Source organism: Blautia sp. NSJ-140 (assembly GCF_022868965.1).
Lineage (GTDB): Bacteria > Bacillota > Clostridia > Lachnospirales > Lachnospiraceae > Blautia_A.
The window spans coordinates 446,775-466,760 of the sequence record NZ_JALIFS010000001.1 but is presented as its reverse complement, the minus strand read 5'-3'; the positions used below and the strand labels follow the sequence as shown (position 1 = coordinate 466,760).

The 19,986-nt window shown below is 45.1% G+C and carries 17 protein-coding genes; 14 read left to right on the top strand and 3 right to left on the bottom strand.

Annotated features, from left to right (window positions below; all coding sequences use genetic code 11):
* The first annotated feature begins 24 nt into the window (after positions 1–24).
* The 9 genes from MUB50_RS02075 (at position 25) to MUB50_RS02035 (ending at position 10,380) form a co-directional block, all read left to right on the top strand.
* Entirely contained in the window at positions 25–1,035 is a 1,011-nt protein-coding gene (locus tag MUB50_RS02075) for an SIS domain-containing protein (protein ID WP_118512701.1), read from the top strand.
* A gap of 26 nt (positions 1,036–1,061) precedes the next feature.
* A complete protein-coding gene (locus MUB50_RS02070; RefSeq protein WP_118512771.1) occupies positions 1,062–1,949 on the top strand; it encodes a fructoselysine 6-kinase in 888 nt (295 codons plus the stop codon).
* Between the two features lie 27 nt (positions 1,950–1,976).
* Positions 1,977–2,390 (top strand): cupin, encoded by a 414-nt coding sequence (locus MUB50_RS02065; protein WP_118512700.1) that lies wholly within the window; start codon positions 1,977–1,979, stop codon positions 2,388–2,390.
* 193 nt (positions 2,391–2,583) lie between these two features.
* Entirely contained in the window at positions 2,584–4,266 is a 1,683-nt protein-coding gene (locus MUB50_RS02060) for a sensor histidine kinase (protein ID WP_330637391.1), read from the top strand.
* A gap of 262 nt (positions 4,267–4,528) precedes the next feature.
* Positions 4,529–5,857, top strand: a complete 1,329-nt coding sequence (locus MUB50_RS02055; RefSeq protein ID WP_244789867.1) for a hemolysin family protein — start codon at positions 4,529–4,531, stop codon at positions 5,855–5,857.
* A 145-nt stretch (positions 5,858–6,002) separates the two neighbouring features.
* On the top strand, positions 6,003–6,557 hold the full coding sequence (locus MUB50_RS02050) for a TetR/AcrR family transcriptional regulator C-terminal domain-containing protein (RefSeq protein ID WP_118512698.1): 555 nt from the start codon (positions 6,003–6,005) through the stop codon (positions 6,555–6,557).
* A 180-nt stretch (positions 6,558–6,737) separates the two neighbouring features.
* A complete protein-coding gene (locus tag MUB50_RS02045; RefSeq protein ID WP_244789869.1) occupies positions 6,738–7,292 on the top strand; it encodes an HdeD family acid-resistance protein in 555 nt (184 codons plus the stop codon).
* Positions 7,293–7,348: 56 nt separating this feature from the next.
* Positions 7,349–8,725 carry a radical SAM protein gene (locus MUB50_RS02040; RefSeq protein ID WP_244789871.1) on the top strand — a complete coding sequence of 459 codons (1,377 nt, stop codon included), beginning with the start codon at positions 7,349–7,351 and terminating at the stop codon, positions 8,723–8,725.
* Positions 8,726–8,931: 206 nt separating this feature from the next.
* Positions 8,932–10,380 carry a uracil-xanthine permease family protein gene (locus MUB50_RS02035; protein WP_173752951.1) on the top strand — a complete coding sequence of 483 codons (1,449 nt, stop codon included), beginning with the start codon at positions 8,932–8,934 and terminating at the stop codon, positions 10,378–10,380.
* 319 nt (positions 10,381–10,699) lie between these two features.
* On the opposite strand, the gene MUB50_RS02030 is transcribed toward MUB50_RS02035, so the two are convergent.
* Positions 10,700–10,888, bottom strand: a complete 189-nt coding sequence (locus tag MUB50_RS02030; protein ID WP_015526276.1) for a hypothetical protein — start codon at positions 10,886–10,888, stop codon at positions 10,700–10,702.
* Positions 10,889–11,089: 201 nt separating this feature from the next.
* Positions 11,090–11,953: a class I SAM-dependent methyltransferase gene (locus MUB50_RS02025; protein WP_092069884.1), complete on the bottom strand. Its 864-nt coding sequence runs from the start codon at positions 11,951–11,953 to the stop codon at positions 11,090–11,092.
* A gap of 393 nt (positions 11,954–12,346) precedes the next feature.
* Here MUB50_RS02025 and MUB50_RS02020 point away from each other — a divergent pair, with 393 nt between their 5' ends.
* The 5 genes from MUB50_RS02020 (at position 12,347) to MUB50_RS02000 (ending at position 18,413) form a co-directional block, all read left to right on the top strand.
* Positions 12,347–13,630: an aminotransferase gene (locus MUB50_RS02020; RefSeq protein ID WP_118512694.1), complete on the top strand. Its 1,284-nt coding sequence runs from the start codon at positions 12,347–12,349 to the stop codon at positions 13,628–13,630.
* Between the two features lie 72 nt (positions 13,631–13,702).
* A complete protein-coding gene (locus MUB50_RS02015; RefSeq protein WP_118623226.1) occupies positions 13,703–15,103 on the top strand; it encodes a L,D-transpeptidase family protein in 1,401 nt (466 codons plus the stop codon).
* 67 nt (positions 15,104–15,170) lie between these two features.
* Positions 15,171–16,211: a D-alanine--D-alanine ligase family protein gene (locus tag MUB50_RS02010; RefSeq protein ID WP_173753067.1), complete on the top strand. Its 1,041-nt coding sequence runs from the start codon at positions 15,171–15,173 to the stop codon at positions 16,209–16,211.
* Positions 16,212–16,275: 64 nt separating this feature from the next.
* On the top strand, positions 16,276–17,664 hold the full coding sequence (locus MUB50_RS02005; protein ID WP_173752945.1) for a UDP-N-acetylmuramoyl-tripeptide--D-alanyl-D-alanine ligase: 1,389 nt from the start codon (positions 16,276–16,278) through the stop codon (positions 17,662–17,664).
* Positions 17,665–17,813: 149 nt separating this feature from the next.
* On the top strand, positions 17,814–18,413 hold the full coding sequence (locus MUB50_RS02000; protein ID WP_118512691.1) for a hypothetical protein: 600 nt from the start codon (positions 17,814–17,816) through the stop codon (positions 18,411–18,413).
* Between the two features lie 287 nt (positions 18,414–18,700).
* Here the strand turns inward: MUB50_RS02000 and MUB50_RS01995 are convergent, their stop codons facing one another.
* Positions 18,701–19,969, bottom strand: a complete 1,269-nt coding sequence (locus MUB50_RS01995) for a Glu/Leu/Phe/Val family dehydrogenase (protein WP_244789873.1) — start codon at positions 19,967–19,969, stop codon at positions 18,701–18,703.
* Between the last annotated feature and the right edge of the window lie 17 nt (positions 19,970–19,986).

Sequence of the window (19,986 nt, the reverse complement as noted above, 5' to 3'; positions counted from 1 at the left end):
ATTAAGAAGAAAAGGAGAACAAACATGGGATACAGAAGTACAGATATTAAAAACATTATTGCAGAGATTATTGAGGACAAAAAAGAAAAAGGAGGAGTAAAATCTTTATATTTTGTAGGCTGCGGCGGTTCTCTCGGAGCACTTTATCCTGCAAAAACATTCATGGAGACAGAAAGTGCAGATATTAAATGTGCACTGATCAGCAGTAACGAGTTTGTACATTGCACACCGAAAGATTTTGGTGAGAATTCTATCATCTGCCTTTCCTGTCATAAAGGAAACACACCGGAAACAATTGCAGCTGCAAAGCTTGGTAAAGAGATGGGCGCTTCCGTTATAATTCTTACATGGCTGGCAGAGTCTGAAATCGTAGAGTTTGGTGACTATATTGTTCAGTATGAGTTTGATGCAAGCCCGGATCATCTGGAAGGAAATATTGATTATGCAGGTGAGAAAACAATGTGTGCACTTCTTGTTGCAGTAGAAACTTTACAGCAGACTGCAGGATATGAGAATTATGACAAATTCTATGCAGGCGTTGGAATGATCAGCAATATTATTAAAAATGCAAGAAAGCATGTAAAAGAGAGAGCACTGGCATTTGCTGAAGAGTATAAAGATGATACTGTCATTTATACAATGGGAAGTGGTGCAGGTTATGGCGCAGCATATATGGAAAGTATCTGTATTTTTATGGAGATGCAGTGGCTGGATTCCAGCAGCATTCACACAGGTGAATTCTTCCATGGACCATTTGAGATCACAGATGCAAACCGCGCATTTATGATCCAGATTTCCGAGGGAACTACAAGAGAACTTGATGAGAGAGCATTAAAATTCCTGAACAAATATGGAAAACGTATTGAAGTTCTGGATGCAAAAGAGCTCGGATTATCTACTATTGATGCATCTGTAGTGGATTATTTCAATCATTCTCTGTTCAACAACGTGTACCCAATCTACAATCATGAGCTGGCTGAGAAACGTGAGCATCCGCTTCCAACCCGTCGCTATATGTGGAAAGTAGAGTACTAATCAGAGAAAGCCGGGGTGTGGTACAGATGAAGGATTTCAGGATCATCGCAATAGGCGATAACGTATGTGATAAATATCTTTCCAGGGGAAAAATGTATCCAGGTGGACAGTGCGTAAATACCTGTGCATTTTCCGGAATGAATGGTGCTAAAACAGCATATCTTGGAAAATTTGGAAACGATGAGGTTGCGAAATGTGTACAGGATACATTGAAAGAGCTGAAAATTGACTATAGCCATTGCAGATATTTTGAAGGAGAAAACGGTTTTGCCCTTGTCACATTAAAAGGAAATGATCGTGTATTTCTCGGATCAAATAAAGGCGGGATCGCCAAGGAACATGCCTTTGATTTTACAGAAGAGGACATGGAATATATAAAAGGATTTCAGCTTATTTACACGAATCTGAATTCTTATATTGAAGAAGAACTTTCCATATTAGAAGAAACCGGTGTACCGATTGCCTATGATTTTTCTACAAGATGGACAGATGAATACCTTAAAAAGATATGTCCGTATGTAACGGTGGCAATCATGTCCTGCGCACATCTGAGTTCAGAGAAACGGGAAGAAGAGATGAAAAAAGCACAGGCAGCCGGAGTTAAGATCGTTCTTGGTACAATTGGAGAAGATGGCTCATGGGTGCTTTATAAAGATAATTTCTATTATACAAAAGCTATATATGCAGAAAATGCTATTGATACCATGGGCGCCGGAGACAGTTACTTCTCTGCTTTCTTAAGCTCCCTGCTGGAAACTTCAAAGGATGGAAGCCTTATTGAGGAAAGCGATGAGAAAATGAAAGAACGTCTGTTAACCGCAATGAATAAGGGTGCTGCTTTTTCCGCAAAGGTATGTGCAATGGAAGGTGCTTTTGGCTATGGAGTTCCGATTGAAGGAAAGACAGAACTGTAAAAACATGTATGAAAGGGGATTTATACAATGAAACCAGATATGTATGAAAATAATGGAGAAGGTATTCTCTGCGTTTACAAAAATGAAAAATGGCTTGTATGTATCAAGAATTGGAAACCAGATAATGATATTGAAGGAATCGCACATCTCGAGATCCATCATTCCACAGACGAACAGTTTATTTTGGCAGCCGGGAAAGCAATTCTTATTACAGCAGAGCGTAAAGATGGTAAATTTGATATTGAACTTACATTAATGGAGCAGGGTAAAGTTTACAATGTACCAAAGGAAGTATGGTTCTATTCTATTACTCAGAAAGATACTAAGATGATGTATGTACAGGATTCTAATTGCTCTATGGATAACAGCGATTTTATGGATCTGACTGCAGAAGAGGTGATGTATATTCAGGAAAATGCAAAAAAACTTTTTGCAAAATAAACAAGGATAAAACAGAGCCAGTATCTGATCGTTTATGAAAAGACAGGGAGAATGTGCCTTTTGTTTAAGCACATTCTCCCTGTTTTTTATGATAAGATGAAATTTACAAGGATTTAACTTTTTACGGATAATTATTTTTACATTGCTTTTGTAAAATGCTATATAGATTTCGGAGAAAGGAAAGGGCTGAGCTTTGAGTAAAAAAATATTCAAGTATATCATGCTGGTTTCATCGCTGATCACAGTACTGGGACTGGCATTTGTCGTGGGAATCCTTTATCACTATTTTCAAGGACAGCTGATGGGTGAACTGAAGAAAGAAGCCGTGTATATTTCCAGAGGTGTGGAAAGTGCCGGGACGGATTATCTGAAGAAGCTGAATGATGAGGAGTCCAGGATCACCTATGTGGATGAAAGTGGAAAAGTTATCTACGACAATGAGGCAGATGTGGAAAGCATGGATAATCACGGACACCGCAAGGAGATCCGTGAAGCAGAGATCAACGGAGAAGGTGCAGATGAAAGAATGTCATCAACTCTTTCCGAAAAAACCATGTATTATGCAGTACGCCTTGAAAATGGCAATGTGCTGAGAGTTTCCAGTAACCAGGCTTCTGTATGGATGCTGCTCCTGCAGCTGCTTCCATCTTTTGTTGCAGTTCTGATACTCATGCTGCTCCTGTCCGGCGTGTTTGCATCCAGGCTTTCCGGGAAGGTTGTGGAACCTCTTAATGGGCTTGATCTGGAGCATCCTGATGAGAATGATGTCTATGATGAGGTACAGCCGCTTCTCAGCAAGATCGGCAGACAGAGCCGGCAGATCCGTCTGCAGCTTGAGGCAGCCAGAAGACAGCAGAAAGAATTTTCTATTATCACGGAGAACATGCAGGAGGGACTTCTTGTGATCGACCGTTATACCATGGTACTTTCTGTCAACTCCAGTGTGGGAAAGCTTCTTAAGGTAAAGGAGATCAAAACAGGAGAAAGTGTATATCTTCTGAACCGCACGGAGGAGTTTCGAGGTGTCGTTGGACAGGTCCTTGAAGGAAAGCATGAGAACAAGATCCTTCGTCTGGGTGGCAGTGAGATTCAGGTGATCGCCAATCCTGTCACAAGAGAAAACAAGACAGAGGGTGCGGTGATCCTTCTGGTGGATGTGACCGAAAAAGTAGAAAGGGAACAGCTGCGAAGAGAATTTTCCGCCAATGTTTCCCATGAACTGAAAACGCCGCTGACTTCCATTTCCGGATTTGCTGAGATCATGCAGGACGGATTTGTGAAGGATGAGGATGTGAAGGTCTTTGCAGGACGTATCTATAAGGAAGCGCAGAGACTGATCCGTCTGGTTGGGGATGTGATCCGCATCTCCCGTCTGGATGAAGGCGGATTGCCGTATCAGTGGGAAAAACTGGATCTTTACAGTCTGACTCATGATATTTTTTCTACCTTACATGAAGCTGCCGAAAAGCAGGAAGTGCACATGTATATGGAAGGTGGAAGTACAGTGCTGGATACGGTACCGATGATCATGGAAGAGGTTCTCTATAATGTCTGCGATAATGCTGTCAAATATAACCGCCGGGGTGGAGAGGTCTTTGTGAGACTGAAGGATGGCGAGGATGCAGTTCGCGTGAATGTGCGGGATACAGGGATCGGTATTCCGAAGGAAGATCAGGAACGCATTTTTGAACGCTTTTATCGGGTGGACAAAAGCCATTCCAGGGAAATCGGCGGAACCGGTCTTGGCCTTTCCATTGTGAAGCACGGGGTAAAAACTCTGAACGGCAGGCTGTGGCTTAACAGTGAACCGGGACAGGGAACAGAGATCATTATGGAATTTCCGAAACATCATATGGAAAAGGAAGCAGCAGAGTGAACATAGGTCGTGCAGCGATGATGTTCATAGGCATGCAGCAGAGTGGAAGATGAAAGGCCGTTCTGTTGTATGTATCTGCTGCTTTTTATATTATAGTATATTGCTGGTTGGAAGCGGATGGTTTGACAGACCGGAAGGGTTATGCTATCTTATGTAATAATAATCAGAATAAGCAACAGGAAAGCGGATGATAACGGTCCGCTTTCTGTATTATAATTGGTTCGGAATAATTCCGAACGACTATACTGAGGGGAATAAAAATATGATACAGGCAATTATTTTACTGGTATTCCTGATCTTTCTGAACTCTGTTTTCGCAGGTGCGGAAATGGCGATTCTGTCCATGAATGAAGCGAAGATGAAGGAGCTGGCAGAAGAGGGAGATCACCGGGCGCAGATTTTGATAAAGCTTACAGAACAGCCGGCACATTTTATGACAGCGATCCGTGTAACGGTAACTACGGCAGGATTTCTGCAGAGCGCTTTTGCGGCAGAATATTTTGCACAGCCGATGACAGCAGCACTGATAAGGTCAGGAATAGATGTACCACAGAATGTTCTGAAGATTGTATGCATGATCATTGTGACTATACTGCTTTCCTATGTAAGTCTTCTGTTCGGAGAACTGGTGCCAAGACGTCTGGGAATGAAAAATCCGGATGAGCTGTCTCTGCGTCTGGCAGGACTTCTTAAGATCGCGATGATCGCAGTCTGGCCGGCTACTGCACTTCTGACAGTAACTGCCAATGGTGTGCTGTATCTGATGGGAATCAAACCGGAAGAAAAAGAGGAGCAGGCCACAGAGGAAGAGATCCGTATGCTGCTTACAGAGGGAAATGAACAGGGCAGCATCCAGCAGGAAGAAAGCGAGATGATCCAGAATGTTTTTGACCTGGATGATACTGCGGCAGATGAGATCTGTACACACAGAAGAGATGTGGTTGTCCTCTATATGGAAGACTCCGATGAGGAATGGGAACGGATCATCAGAGAGAACCGTCACACCTTTTATCCGGTATGCGGGGAAGATCAGGATGATATTATCCATATTCTGGACACCAGAGATTATTTCCGCCTGGATGACAGATCCAGAGAAGCTGTTCTGCATCATGCCTGTTATTCACCGTTTTTTGTACCGGAATCCATGCGTGCCAACCTGATCTTCCGGGAAATGAGGGAAAAACGGGATTATTTTGCAGTAGTGTTGGATGAATATGGCTGCTTTGTAGGAATTGTCACTCTGCATGATCTTGTGGAGACGCTGGTGGGAGATATTGACGACAGGACAGATCTGCCGAAGCCGGATGATATTGAGAAGACAGGAGAACATATCTGGAAAATACAGGGAGGAGCGATCCTGGATGATGTGGCAGAGGTCATAAATGTGGAGCTTCCTGTAGAAAAATATGATACCTTCAGCGGCTTTGTCTGCGGAGTTCTGGAACGTGTACCGGAGGACGGAGAACAGTTCCGATGCAGCTGGAAAAACCTGGATATTGTGGTAAATCAGGTCAGAAACCATACCGTTGTGGAGGGGATCGTTCATGTTCAGCCAGAGAAAAAAGTGCAGGAACAGAAAGAAGAAATCTGACAAAACCTTGTTCAGTCAGGCCATGGGACAGTTATCGGGGGGAGGATTTATGGACATTTTCTAACATGTTGTCGCTTGAAAGAGTGTTAATATTGTGACATAATAAGGAAATAACCCGAGGAAAGCTTGTGATGGGGGAGAGAAAATGCCAGGTTTTACAAGACAGATCATACTGCATACACTGACGGAACTTATGAACGAAAAACCATTGTCCAAGATTACGGTAAAGGACATCGTGGAACGCTGTGGAGTAAACAGGAATACATTTTACTACCATTTCAGGGATATTCCGGATGCGGTGGAAGCAATGGTGAAGGAAGAGCTGAATGACATTCTGAAGGATCAGAAAGCACCGGAATCAGTCAGCGACTGTATGGAAATCCTTGTCAATGCAGTTCAGAAGAACAAAAAAGCCATGATACATCTGTACCGCTCGATCCAGAGGGATGTATTTGCCGATTATCTGGATCATGCCACGGAGCGTGTGGTGGAGGAGCTGATCAACAGGGCGGTCGGAGACTTTGAAATGGATCAGGAGGATAGGCATCTTATAAGCCGGTATTATAAATGCGTATTTGTGGGAGTGATCCTGGACTGGCTGCGGCATGATATGGATTATGATATCCTGTCAGATATGCATAAGCTGGAGTATATTTACGAGAAGAGCCTCGAGAGTCAGTACAAAAATCTGAAAGATTAAAAATATCCATTCACCTGTGGAACAGGAATGTCCTCGAATATTATTAAAATATAGAAACAGTTAATTTTGAGCTGGTGTCTGAAATTTAGGCACTGGCTCTTTTTTGTCTGTTTTTTTAAACGACACGGTGATGTATAATTCAGTACAATAAATGAGAAAAAATTATCAAGGAGGGAACGTATGGATGACCTGAAACAGCTGAAGCTTGTAAAAAACATCTACATCGTCATGTCATTACTGTTCTGCGTGCTGGGTATTTTTCTGATGGCAAAGCCCAAAAGCTCTGTAAAAATGCTGTGCGTGCTTATGGGAGTCATGCTGATCCTGTACGGAGCTATTAAGATCAGCGGATATTTCACGCGAGATGCTTTTTGTCTGGCATTTCAGTTCGATCTGGCTTTCGGGATCCTGCTGATGGCAGTGGGAGTGATCATGATAGCCAGAAAAAATTTCGCAGTGGATCTTATTTTTTCCGTGTTCGGAATCCTGATTTTGGCAGATGCCCTGTTTAAGATCCAGATGTCTGTAGATGCGAAGAGATTCGGTCTGGCGCTGTGGTGGCAGATCCTGCTGATCGCACTGGTCACCGGAGTGATCGGAGTTCTGGTTTTTATCAGACCATTTGAAGCAGCAGCTACGATGATGGCGTTGGTAGGATTTTCCATTTTACTGGAAGGAATCCTCAATCTGTGGGTCGGGATCCTGACGATCAAGATCATTAAGAGTCGGCTTTAAACATAAACATAAAAATAACCAATCACTTTAGATAATAACATAGGAGGAAATAGAGTATGGGAATCGTAGACAAAGCAAAACAGGCAGCGATCACAGCTACCGTAACAAAAGCACTGGATTATCTTGAGAAGGATCCGGAGACAAACATACCGAAGATCATGGAAATGGTTGATAAAGTAACACCGGATGGCTGGTATGCAGGACAGAGAAATGCGATCCGTCACTCCATCGAGGCAAAGGATAACTGGTATCAGCTGATCCTTCGTATGTATCAGCTGGATGCAGGTGTACGTCAGACATTCTTCCGTAACTTTATTGTAAATGCCAGTCTTAAGGGAAGCGCAACGCAGGAAAAGGTATCAGAAGAGAATGACTGCAATGTACCGTGGGCAATTCTTCTTGATCCTACCAGTGCATGTAACCTTCATTGCACAGGATGCTGGGCAGCAGAGTATGGCCACAAGCTGAACCTGGATCTTGAGACCATCGATTCTATCGTAAAACAGGGTAAAGAGCTGGGAACCTATATGTACATCTACACAGGCGGTGAGCCACTGGTCCGCAAAAAGGATCTCATTAAGATCTGTGAGATGAATCCGGACTGCGAGTTCCTTTCCTTCACAAACGGAACTCTTATCGACGAAGAATTCTGTCAGGAAATGCTCCGTGTGAAAAACTTCGTTCCGGCTATCAGCCTTGAGGGAACAGAGGCAACTACAGACGGACGTCGTGGAGATGGCGTATATCAGAAGGTTATGCATGCCATGGAGCTTCTGAAGAGTCACGGACTTCCGTTTGGTGTTTCCACATGCTACACATCCGCAAACGTAGATGCAGTAAGCAGTGAGGAATACTTTGATCATCTGATCGAGTGCGGTGCTTATTTTGCATGGTTCTTCCACTATATGCCGGTTGGAAATGATGCGGCAGCAGATCTTCTTCCCACACCGGAGCAGAGAATCAAAATGTATGACAGCGTCCGCAGATTCCGTGCCACAAAATCTCTCTTCACAATGGACTTCCAGAATGATGCAGAGTATGTAGGCGGATGTATCGCAGGTGGCCGTCGTTACCTCCATATCAATGCAAACGGAGACGTGGATCCTTGTGTATTCATTCATTTCTCCAATGCGAACATTAAAGAATGTACACTTCTTGAGGCGCTGAAGAGCCCGATCTTTATGGAGTATCACAAAGGTCAGCCGTTCAACAAGAACATGCTTCGTCCATGTCCGATGCTTGAAAATCCTGAACTTCTCCGCAAGATGGTTGAGCGTGCAGGAGCGAAATCTACAGATCTTCAGTCACCGGAAACAGCGGAGCATCTCTGTGCAAAGTGTGATCACTATGCAGAGGTATGGAAGAAACAGGCCGATGAGCTCTGGAGTGAGAGCCAGGCGAAAAAAGCTGCAAAAAAATCAACAACTTGTTAATTAATACTTGATATAGATGTTGGGATACTGTATAATGAACCCGTTTTTCAGGAGTCTGAAATAACAGTTCAGATAAGAGTGTCGAAACAGAAGAGACACGATACGTGTACTGACAGATAACAGGGCGGTTATATTCAGCAGTGGGTATAACTGCCTTCTTTTTTATGTTATCGTCAGGACATAGGGAAAGAAAGGATGGATTCATTATGGAAAAACAGGAGAAAAACACAGCCAGCCCTTATGAGCTGGACGGACGCCCGCCTCTTAAGGTGGCAATTCCCCTTGGACTGCAGCACGTGCTTGCCATGTTTGTGGGTAATCTTACCCCGCTTCTGATCATCACAGCTGCCTGCGGGATCGAAGCAGGAGGGGATCTTCAGGTTGCATTACTTCAGAATGCAATGCTGATCGCAGGAATTGTTACACTTGTACAGGTCTTTACGATCGGACCGGTCGGTGGCAAGCTTCCTATCGTTATGGGAACAAGTTCAGGCTTCATCGGCGTATGTCAGAGTGTTGCCGGAGTTATGGGAAATGGTGTCATTGCCTATGGTTCGATCATGGCAGCCTGCTTTATCGGCGGTCTTTTTGAGACTGTTCTGGGAAGCTTTCTGAAGCCCTTAAGAAAATTTTTCCCATCTGTTGTAACAGGTACGGTTGTACTTTCAATCGGTCTTTCACTGATCGGTGTGGGAATCAGTTCTTTTGGTGGCGGAAGCTCCGCAAAGGATTACGGTTCTCTTGAAAACCTTTTCGTAGGCTTTGTAGTTCTGATCGTGATCATTGTGCTGAAGCATGGAACAAAAGGCTTCACAAGCTTTTCTTCAATCCTCATCGGTATTATTGTGGGATACATTCTGGTAAGTATCATGGCTATGGTACTTCCTACAACATTTACATATGTAGATGACACAGGTGCTGCTGTGGAGGCTACAAAGGCCTGGGTTCTCAACTGGGACAAGGTTGCTCAGGCAAAATGGTTTGCGGTACCGGCACTGATGCCTGTAAAATGGGTATTTGACGCACGTGCGATCGTGCCGATTCTGATCATGTTTATTGTAACTGCAGTTGAAACAGTTGGTGATATTTCCGGAATCACAGAGGGTGGTCTTGGAAGAGAGGCTACAGACAAAGAGCTTTCCGGTGGTGTTATGTGTGACGGACTTGGATCTTCCTTCGCAGCACTGTTCGGTGTGCTTCCGAACACATCCTTCAGCCAGAACGTTGGTCTGGTTGCAATGAATAAGGTTGTAAACCGTTTCTGTATCGCTACAGGAGGAATCTTCCTGATCGCATGCGGACTGTTCCCGAAGCTTGCAGCACTGATCTCCATCATGCCGCAGAGTGTTCTTGGCGGCGCTGCTGTTATGATGTTCTCATCCATTGTTGTCAGCGGTATCCAGTTAATTACCAAGTGGCCGATAGGACCGAGAAATGTTACGATCGTTTCCGTAGCACTTGGTCTTGGTTATGGACTTGGCTCCAATACAGCGATCCTGGTGCATCTGCCGCAGGCGATCAGCCTGATCTTCGGCGGTTCCGGTATTGTTCCGGCAGCGGTGTTTGCTATTATTCTTAATATTGTTCTTCCGAAGGATGAGAAGAGTGAGATCGAGAGAGCTGAGGAGATGCTGGAGAAAGTTAAGAATAAATAAGTGTAAGAATAAAAAGAGTTTTTTTCTTTTTTGAGACTGTTGGACTTTATTGGTCTGACAGTCTTTTTTTATATGTTTTTATTTTTTGTTTTTGGGATAAAGGTTCGGCCTTTTGGAAGGCGGTAATTTGCGAGAAGGGGAAGCACTCGTAGTTGCGAAGGCCGTCTCCCCTTCTCGCGCTCTTCCCCTCCTGGCCACGCCGCTGTTCTGCGCTGTGATGGAGTGAATGTTCTGACAGGGTGCAGGATTCGGAGGTGTCGAGGAGGAGAGGCTGTGCCGATTTCACAAATAGTTCTGCCTTTTTCAGATCTTTTTTTTGTTAGTAATTGTAGGCTCCCTCGTAAGCATTGCATCGTTCCTTCCGATGTCCCTGCTCTACACAGGAGCTGCACCGGTCACAAAATTCCTGTTCATAGCAGGTAGAACAGACACACCCCTTACAGGCATCCCGGTCATAAGCCGGCGTGCAGGTAAAAGGAAGAGTATCCTTCGTAGTTTCTGTACTCATAAAGATCACGCTCCTTTTTTCTATATTATAGACCCATCAAAAAAGCGTTTCAATATAAATAATCAGAAAATACAAAGAAATACCTGATAAAAACCTGCCCACGCCAAAGTGTCCCCTCGAAAGGAAAAACCCCAACTCACAGCAGTTCACAACAGCAGAAAAAAAAGTGCCAGCTAATAAGGATGCCACAACGGCCCTATCCTACCGGGAGGAGCTCCACCGTCCGGAAGCTCCGCAAGGAAGCACCAGCCCACTCTCCGTCACAGGAAGCCCGATCTCCTGAGATTCCACATTACCTTTCCAGGGCTTCAGTTCGGTAGCCAGCATATAAGTCAGCACAGCCGGTGCAAGACCTGTAGTATAGGAATTCACCAGGAAAAACAGCGGATCATCACTGAGGATCTTCGTACAAAGCTTGATCAGCGGATGGATCGCATCCTCGATCTTCCAGATCTCGCCCTTAGGTCCGCGGCCGTAAGAAGGCGGATCCATAATGATCGCATCGTAATGATTACCTCTGCGGATCTCACGCTCTACGAACTTCACGCAGTCATCCACAAGCCAGCGGATCGGCGCACCGGAAAGTCCGGAAGCGGCAGCATTCTCTTTTGCCCAGTTCACCATACCCTTGGAAGCGTCCACGTGAGTAACGGAAGCACCGGCTGCAGCTGCAGCCAGAGTAGCGCCGCCGGTATAGGCAAAAAGATTCAGCACCTTGATCGGGCGTCCTGCATTGCGGATCTTTTCACCGAACCAGTCCCAGTTCACAGCCTGCTCCGGGAAAAGTCCTGTATGCTTGAAGCTGAAAGGCTTCAGATTGAAAGTAAGGTCCTTGTAATGGAGCTCCCACTGATGAGGCAGATCAAAGAACTCCCACTCACCGCCGCCACGGCTGCTTCTGTGATAATGTCCGTTCATATGCTTCCAGCCACGGTTTTTGCGGGGAGTATCCCAGATTACCTGCGGGTCCGGACGAACCAGAAGATAATCTCCCCAGCGCTCCAGCTTTTCTCCTTTTGATGTATCAATAACTTCATATTCTTTCCATCCATCTGCAATCCACATGATGATCAATACCTCTTTCATAATAGTAAATTTATAAGATATATATAGCATTTTTATATAGCATTTCCGGAGATTACTGTACCAGATCCGGCTGATCGGGGCGTGAATCCATAAAAACGCCATAATAATGTTTTTTCCAGTATAGAGGAAAAATGGATGCTGTGCAAGAGAAGTGAAGGATTTTCCACGAAAGATTTGACAACAGCGCTTTTACATACTAAAATGTACGCAGAGATTTTCTGCCGGGGCAGAGGCTTCCCGCTTCCGTGAAACTGTGGCTGTTTTTTGCGGAAGAGATTTTGCAGAGAATTCCTGACAGACAGAAATCGTTAACAGAAGAAACACAGCAACCGCAGATATGAAACTGTACACAAAAAGAGGAGAAGCAAACTTATGAAAAAATATTGTGAGATGAGCAGGGAAGAGCTACTCGATTTAAAGAAAGAACTCGACCGTAAGTTCGACGAGATCAAAGCCGAAGGTCTGGCACTGGATATGTCCCGTGGTAAACCTGCACCGGATCAGCTTGATCTTTCCATGAAAATGATGGAAGTACTTGCAGGGGATGCAGATCTGAAATGTGAGACCGGTGTGGACTGCCGTAACTATGGAGTCATCGACGGAATCCCGGAAGCCAAGAGACTTCTCGGTGAGATGTCAGAGGTAGAGCCTGAGAACATCATCATCTATGGTAACTCCAGTCTGAACGTAATGTTCGATACCATTGCGCGTTCCTATTCCCACGGAGTAATGGGAAATACACCATGGTGCAAGCTTGACAAGGTGAAATTCCTCTGTCCTGTACCAGGATACGACCGTCATTTCCGTATCACAGAATTTTTCGGCATTGAGATGATCAACATTCCGATGTCTCCGGAAGGCCCGGATATGGACATGGTTGAGAAATATGTCAATGAAGATCCGGCAGTAAAAGGAATCTGGTGTGTTCCGAAATATTCCAATCCGCAGGGCTACACATATTCCGAAGAAACAGTTAAGCGTTTTGCGCATCTGAAGCCGGCCGCACCGGACTTCCGTATTTACTGGGATAACGCTTACAGCATCCATCATCTCTATGATGACAATCAGGATTTCCTTCTTGAGATTCTTGATGAGTGTGCAAAAGCAGGAAATCCGGACATTGTTTATAAATTTACTTCTACCTCCAAGGTAAGCTTCCCTGGTTCCGGTATCGCAGCAGTTGCTGCATCCAAAGCGAACCTGGATGACTTCCGCAAATATATGACTGTACAGACCATCGGACACGACAAACTGAACCAGCTTCGTCACGTTCGTTTCTTCAAAGATATCAACGGACTGCATGAGCATATGAAGAAACACGCAGACATCCTTCGTCCGAAATTCGAGCTTGTTCTCGCAACACTGGATAAAGAACTTAATGGACTTGGAATCGGTGAGTGGACCAAACCTCACGGCGGATATTTCATTTCCTTTGATTCTATGGAAGGCTGTGCGAAAGCCATCGTTGCCAAAGCAAAAGAAGCAGGCGTTGTTATGACTGGAGCCGGCGCAACCTATCCATATGAAAAGGACCCGAAAGACAGCAATATCCGTATTGCGCCAAGCTACCCAAGCGTTGAGGAACTTGGCAAGGCAGCAGAGGTATTTGTTCTCTGTGTGAAGCTTGTAAGTGTGGAAAAACTTCTGGAGAAATAAATCGATCACATCAGACTGCCCGGTATTTCAGCATGCGTAATACCGGGCAGTCATAACTATTGGAGAGAGCTCATGGATGAGGAAAAAGAAAAAATGAAAACAGGCAAAAAGTTGGTCATTGCACTGATCATGATCCTGCTGATCCTTACAGCAGGGGCTTATGGATATGGTGTACACTATTTTACAGATCATTTTCTGCCGGGATCTCAGGTGAATGGTTTTAACTGCTCTTATAAAACTGCGGATGAAACAGAAAAACTTCTTGCAAAGGAAGTGCAGGCATATGTCCTTACCGTTGAGACAAGAAACAACGGAAAAGAGAGCATTACCGCAAAAGAAGCCAGCCTGGTCTACAAGCCGGATGGCGGAGCCAAAAAGCTGATCAGGAAACAGGACCGGTACAAATGGTTCCTTGCTTTTAATCAGAAGAAAAAATATACACTGGCAGCGGATACTGCTTATGAAGATCAGAACAAGCTGACAGAGGCTGTGAAGAACCTGAAATGCATGCAGAAGGACAATATGGAAAAGCCTGAAGACGCATGCATTAAGGATAATGGCGAAACCTACGAGATCCAGCCGGAAAAAGAAGGAACGACCCTGGATACAAAAAAGGTTCAGAAGGTGATCCGTGCAGCTGTTTCCGCAGGAGACAAAGCAGTCAGTCTGGAAAAGAAAAACTGCTACAAAAAACCATCGATATATAAAGACGATGAAGCTCTGAAAAAAGACTGTGACCAGATGAACAAGCTTACCAGCTGCGTGATCACCTATGATTTTTCGGACCGGTCTGAACAGCTTGATCGAAATACCATCAAAGACTGGCTGGTCAGGGACGCAAACGGAGATTATATAGTAAACAAAGACCAGGTTGCAGCTTATGTGAACAGCCTGGGATACAAATATGATACCTTTGGCTGCACGAGGACATTTACCACCTACGATGGCCGCCAGAAAACCATCAAGGGCGGTGATTACGGATGGGCTATCGATCAGACCGCAGAGACTGAATGGCTTTATAATGCCATTCTTGCAGGAACCACAGAAGTGAGACAGCCGGCTTATGCTTACAGTGGACTTTGCAGAGATACCAATGATATCGGAAATACATATGTAGAGATTGACCTGACCAACCAGAGAATGGTATTCTATAAAGACGGACAGCTTCTGGTAGATACACCGGTAGTTACCGGCTGTGTCCGAAAGGGCCATTCCACACCAACCGGATGCTTTGCACTGGATGCCATGCGTTCACCGGCAGTTTTGAAGGGACCTGGATATGCATCACCGGTTACATACTGGATGCCGTTTTCCGGAGGAGTCGGAATCCATGACGCAAGCTGGCGTTCACAGTATGGCGGGCAGATCTATATCACAAATGGTTCTCATGGCTGTGTAAACACCCCGAAGGATAAGGCGGCAATCATTTATAATAATATTAGTGTAGGAGTACCGATCGTAGTTTATGAATAAGAGATTAAAAGAAATATTAAAAGAATACGAAGAAAGAAAACATAAGATCATCAAGGGAGATGAAAGTATGAATATCGTTGTATTGGCAGGCGGAACCAGTACAGAAAGAGAGATTTCCATCGTAACAGGAACAGGTGTCTGCAAGGCACTTCGTAAAAAAGGCCATAATGCCATTCTTGTAGATATTTTCTGCGGACTGGAGCCGGTGGACTGGGATGAGCCCTTTGGAGATAAAGATTATGAGGTAGATTCTGCGGCAGAGTATATGAGAAGCTTCGATGATGATATCGAAGAGATCAAACGCACAAGAAGAAGCTTTTTCGGACCGAATGTACTGGAATTGTGTCAGGCAGCAGACATTGTATTTATGGGACTTCATGGTTCCAACGGAGAGGATGGAAAGGTTCAGGCAACCTTCGATCTTCTGGGAATCCGTTACACAGGAACCGGATATTTAAGCAGTGCCCTTGCTATGGATAAGGGTCTCACTAAGAAGATCTTTCTCATGGATCAGGTACCGACACCGAAGGGCGTTTCCATGCTGAAAGAAAACTGCACAAGAAACATCCATGATCTTGGTATGGAATTTCCTGTTGTTGTAAAAACATGCTGCGGTGGTTCAAGCGTAGGTGTTTATATTGTAAACGATCAGAAGGAATATGAGGATGCCATTGATGGTGCTTATTCTTATGAAGATGAGGTAGTTGTTGAAGAGTATATCAGGGGCCGTGAGTTTTCCGTTGCAGTTGTAGACGGAAAGGCTTATCCGATCATCGAGATCGCACCGAAGCAGGGCTTTTATGATTACAAAAACAAATATCAGGCAGGCTCCACAGTAGAAACCTGTCCGGCTGAGATCTCACCGGAACTGACTGAGAAAATGCAGCATTATGCGGAAGCTGGCGCAAAGGCTCTCTGTATTGAGGGTTATGCACGTTTTGACTTCATGATGAAAGAAAACGGTGATATGTACTGCCTGGAGGCAAACACACTTCCGGGAATGACACCCACCAGTCTGATCCCGCAGGAAGCAAAGGTCCTGGGAATCGACTATCCGGACCTCTGTGAAGAACTGATTCGCATTTCTTTTAAGAAATACAGAAAATAAAATATCTGACCGTAACTCCTCCTGTTGACAGGAGGAGTTTCTGGCAAAAGAAAGGATTTTATTCATGAAAAATCTTACATTGGAAAATATCACAAAAATCTGCAATGGTATTTACCACGGCCCGCAGGAAAAACTTCAGGAGGAAGTGACTGCGATCACAACTGACAGCCGTAAGGTGGAAAAAGGAGGTCTTTTTGTACCGGTAGTAGGAGAGCGTGTGGATGCTCACCGTTTTATTCCGCAGGTAATGGAAGCAGGTGCACTTGCAACCTTATCCGAGAGAACTCTTGAAGGAGTGGATCATCCGTATATCCAGGTAGTCTCCTCCCTTCAGGCAGTAAAAGACATTGCGGAGTTTTATCTGGAGCAGCTTGATATTCCTGTTGTGGGAATCACAGGAAGCGTTGGAAAGACCAGCACAAAAGAGGTGATTGCCTCTGTGCTGAAGGAAAAATACCGTACACTGAAAACTCAGGGGAATTTCAACAATGAATTGGGACTTCCCCTGACAGTATTCCGCCTTCGTGATGAAGATGAGATCGCAGTTCTGGAAATGGGAATCAGCGATTTCGGTGAGATGACCCGTCTTGCAAAGATCGCAAAACCGGACACCTGCGTGATCACAAACATCGGAACCTGTCATCTGGAAAACCTTGGGGACAGAGACGGCGTCCTGAAGGCAAAAACAGAGATTTTTCAGTATGTGAAGAAAAATATCGTACTTAACGGTGATGATGATAAGCTCTCCACAGTAAAGGAATACAACGGTATGCAGCCGGTATTTTTCGGAAACGGAGAAAATGCTTCTGTTACCTGTGAAAATGTGGAAAGCCGTGGCCTGAAGGGAATGAGCTGTGACATCTGTCTGAAGGGAAAAATGGCAGAGAACGGAGAACTCCAGACATTTCATGTAGATATTCCAATGCCGGGACGTCATATGGTATCCAATGCGCTGGCAGCAGCAGCTGTGGGCAGACTTTACGGACTGAATGCAGAGCAGATCAAAAATGGCATCGAAAGCCTGGAACCGGTCAGCGGAAGATTCAATATGATCGAGACCGATAAATTCATGATCGTAGATGACTGCTACAACGCAAACCCCATGTCCATGAAGGCTTCCCTGGATGTTCTTCAGGACGGACTTGGAAGAAAGGTTGCCATCCTTGGTGATATGGGTGAGCTTGGAACTGATGAAGCTGCACTTCATGAAGGTGTAGGCGTTCATGCAGGTCAGTGCAGGATCGATGCATGCATCTGCGTAGGACCACTTGCAGCCCATATCGCGGAAAAAGCATCTCAGACCAATCCGGACCTGACAGTCATCCGGGAAAAAGATCTGGAAAGCCTTCTTAAGAACCTGAACACATATGTGAAACCTGGAGATACCATCCTCGTAAAGGCTTCTCACTTCATGAAATTTGAAAATGTAGTCAAAGCACTGCAGGAAATGTAAAAAGACCGAAAACAGGGGCAGCATTTGACGAACGAAAATTCTTTCCAGTTAAGTTATATAGAAGTATAATATTCCTAAGGCGATGAGCAGTGCAGCTATAGAACGAAAGTACGCTCAGGCACTGTGCGGCAGTGAAAAAGGGAGGGCTTATGCTGGAGATGATCATGAAGCTGAACATCCCGCTTTACGTCATGACATCCATGGGATGTATCGGCGGTCTGGGGATGCTGGCAACAAACCTTACCTACCGAAGAATGATCCGAAATACGCAGCGATTACAGAATCTCAAAGAAAAATGGCTGAACCTGTGGAAGTCAAGGGACAGGCTCTGGCATCGGATGAACCGATTTGTGTGGTATCCGTCACTGTTTTGTACATTTCTTCTGGGACTGTCTGTTTTTCTCAACAGCAGACTGGGATACAGGGAAGGATTGCCTATGCTTTATCTCTATATAGGGGCAGCAGTGCCGGTAGTACTGCTTCTTCTTCGTCAGGCATTGGACTTTTCTTATAAGGAAGAGCTTGTGATGGCTTCTCTTGCAGATTATGTGGAACAGGTCCGTACCTGGGTAGAGGAAGTACCGGTCGCAGAAAAACCGGATCCTGTTTTGCAGGAAGAGATCGTAGATAAGATCACCAGAAGTATCCGTCAGACGGCTGCTACCGGAAGCCACTTCAGCAAGATGCTTTCTCCGGAGGAGGAAGAGATCATGCGGGAGATCATACGGGAATTTATGAATGCAGAGTAAGAACAGAACCTGTTATATCTGAGAAAATACTGACATGCGCATAAGGATATTCCTGAATAAGGAGAGCGGATGCAGTGATTTCCAGAAATGCTGCAGATTAACCGAATCAGGTAAGTCCCCTGCCTCAATTGCGAAAAGCAATAAGCAGCGGAGGGCTTGAGGATATCCGCTTGACGAAATATATACTTACAAAAAAACTCTCCGGCAGATACGATTCTTTGTATCCGCCGGAGAGTTCTTTTATGTATGCAGTTGTGTAAGATAAGGAATTTATCAGCTATACCGCCTCAACCCATGGAGATCGGGCCGCCACGGAGCTTGCCGGCTGTGGTGATCCTCTTGATCGCAACCATGTAAGCTGCCATACGGAGCGTTACATTTTTCTCCTGGCTGAGAGCATAAACTTCATTAAAGGCAGTAAGCATGATCTTCTGAAGCATCTTGTTAACTTCATCAAGATCCCATGTAAGGTTCTGGATGTTCTGTACCCACTCGAAGTAGGAAACAACAACACCGCCTGCATTGGAAAGGATATCCGGGCATACGATGATTCCTCTGGAATTCAGGATCTCGTCAGCTTCAACAGAAGTCGGTCCGTTGGCAGCCTCGATGATCAGTTTTGCCTGGATGCGTCCGGCGTTATCTTCTGTGATCTGATTCTCAAGGGCAGCCGGGATCAGAACATCACATTTGCAGGTGATAAGGCCGTCATTTGTAACGTGGGAAACGCCCTCTGCCTCGTATTTATCAAGAGTATTTCCTTCGGAAATAAATTTGCGGATCGCAGGAATATCAAGTCCGTCCTCGCAGTAAAGACCACCGGTGTAATCACTGACAGCAACCACCTTCTGACCATTCTTATAAAAAATCTCAGCGGCAGTTCCGCCTACATTTCCCATACCCTGAACAGCGATAGCGGCGTGTGCAGGATCAACATGATTCTTTTCCATGCACTGATAAGCGATGATGGTAACTCCGCGTCCGGTAGCTTCTATACGGCCGACAGAACCGCCGATTTCGATCGGTTTACCGGTAACAACACCCGGAACAGTATGGCCTGTGAACATGCTGTAGGTATCCATGATCCATGCCATGACCTCACCATTTGTATTAACATCCGGAGCTGGGATATCCTTATCCGGTCCGATGATCGGAAGGATACGGGTTGTATAACGACGAGTCAGACGGATCAGCTCAGCTCTGGAAAGCTTGGAGGGGTCAACTTTAATACCACCCTTGGCGCCGCCGTAAGGGATATTTACAACAGCACATTTAAAAGACATCCATGCTGCAAGTGCCTTTACCTCGTCCATGTCGGAATTCTGATGGTAACGGATGCCGCCCTTGCACGGTCCACGTGCGCTGGAATGCTGAACACGGTATCCCTCGAATACTTTAATAGAACCGTCATCCATACGGATTGGGATAGAAACCTTAAGCTCACGTTCCGGGTAGCAAAGTGTTGCGTAATCTTCATAACTGAGACCAAGTGCCTCTGCAGACTGCTTCAGGACAGAGAGCATATTGTCGTATGGATTATACTTTTTATCTGCCATTGTTACCACTCCTTTGA

Bases quoted from the DNA above. Each gene is read 5' to 3' on its own strand.
- MUB50_RS01995 (WP_244789873.1), bottom strand. From the start codon at position 19,969: ATGGCAGATAAAAAGTATAATCCATACGACAATATGCTCTCTGTCCTG.
- MUB50_RS02040 (WP_244789871.1), top strand. From the start codon at position 7,349: ATGGGAATCGTAGACAAAGCAAAACAGGCAGCGATCACAGCTACCGTA.
- MUB50_RS02065 (WP_118512700.1), top strand. From the start codon at position 1,977: ATGAAACCAGATATGTATGAAAATAATGGAGAAGGTATTCTCTGCGTT.
- MUB50_RS02030 (WP_015526276.1), bottom strand. From the start codon at position 10,888: ATGAGTACAGAAACTACGAAGGATACTCTTCCTTTTACCTGCACGCCG.
- MUB50_RS02075 (WP_118512701.1), top strand. From the start codon at position 25: ATGGGATACAGAAGTACAGATATTAAAAACATTATTGCAGAGATTATT.
- MUB50_RS02050 (WP_118512698.1), top strand. From the start codon at position 6,003: ATGCCAGGTTTTACAAGACAGATCATACTGCATACACTGACGGAACTT.
- MUB50_RS02045 (WP_244789869.1), top strand. From the start codon at position 6,738: ATGGATGACCTGAAACAGCTGAAGCTTGTAAAAAACATCTACATCGTC.
- MUB50_RS02015 (WP_118623226.1), top strand. From the start codon at position 13,703: ATGGATGAGGAAAAAGAAAAAATGAAAACAGGCAAAAAGTTGGTCATT.
- MUB50_RS02035 (WP_173752951.1), top strand. From the start codon at position 8,932: ATGGAAAAACAGGAGAAAAACACAGCCAGCCCTTATGAGCTGGACGGA.
- MUB50_RS02055 (WP_244789867.1), top strand. From the start codon at position 4,529: ATGATACAGGCAATTATTTTACTGGTATTCCTGATCTTTCTGAACTCT.
- MUB50_RS02010 (WP_173753067.1), top strand. From the start codon at position 15,171: ATGAATATCGTTGTATTGGCAGGCGGAACCAGTACAGAAAGAGAGATT.
- MUB50_RS02025 (WP_092069884.1), bottom strand. From the start codon at position 11,953: ATGTGGATTGCAGATGGATGGAAAGAATATGAAGTTATTGATACATCA.
- MUB50_RS02005 (WP_173752945.1), top strand. From the start codon at position 16,276: ATGAAAAATCTTACATTGGAAAATATCACAAAAATCTGCAATGGTATT.
- MUB50_RS02000 (WP_118512691.1), top strand. From the start codon at position 17,814: ATGCTGGAGATGATCATGAAGCTGAACATCCCGCTTTACGTCATGACA.
- MUB50_RS02020 (WP_118512694.1), top strand. From the start codon at position 12,347: ATGAAAAAATATTGTGAGATGAGCAGGGAAGAGCTACTCGATTTAAAG.
- MUB50_RS02070 (WP_118512771.1), top strand. From the start codon at position 1,062: ATGAAGGATTTCAGGATCATCGCAATAGGCGATAACGTATGTGATAAA.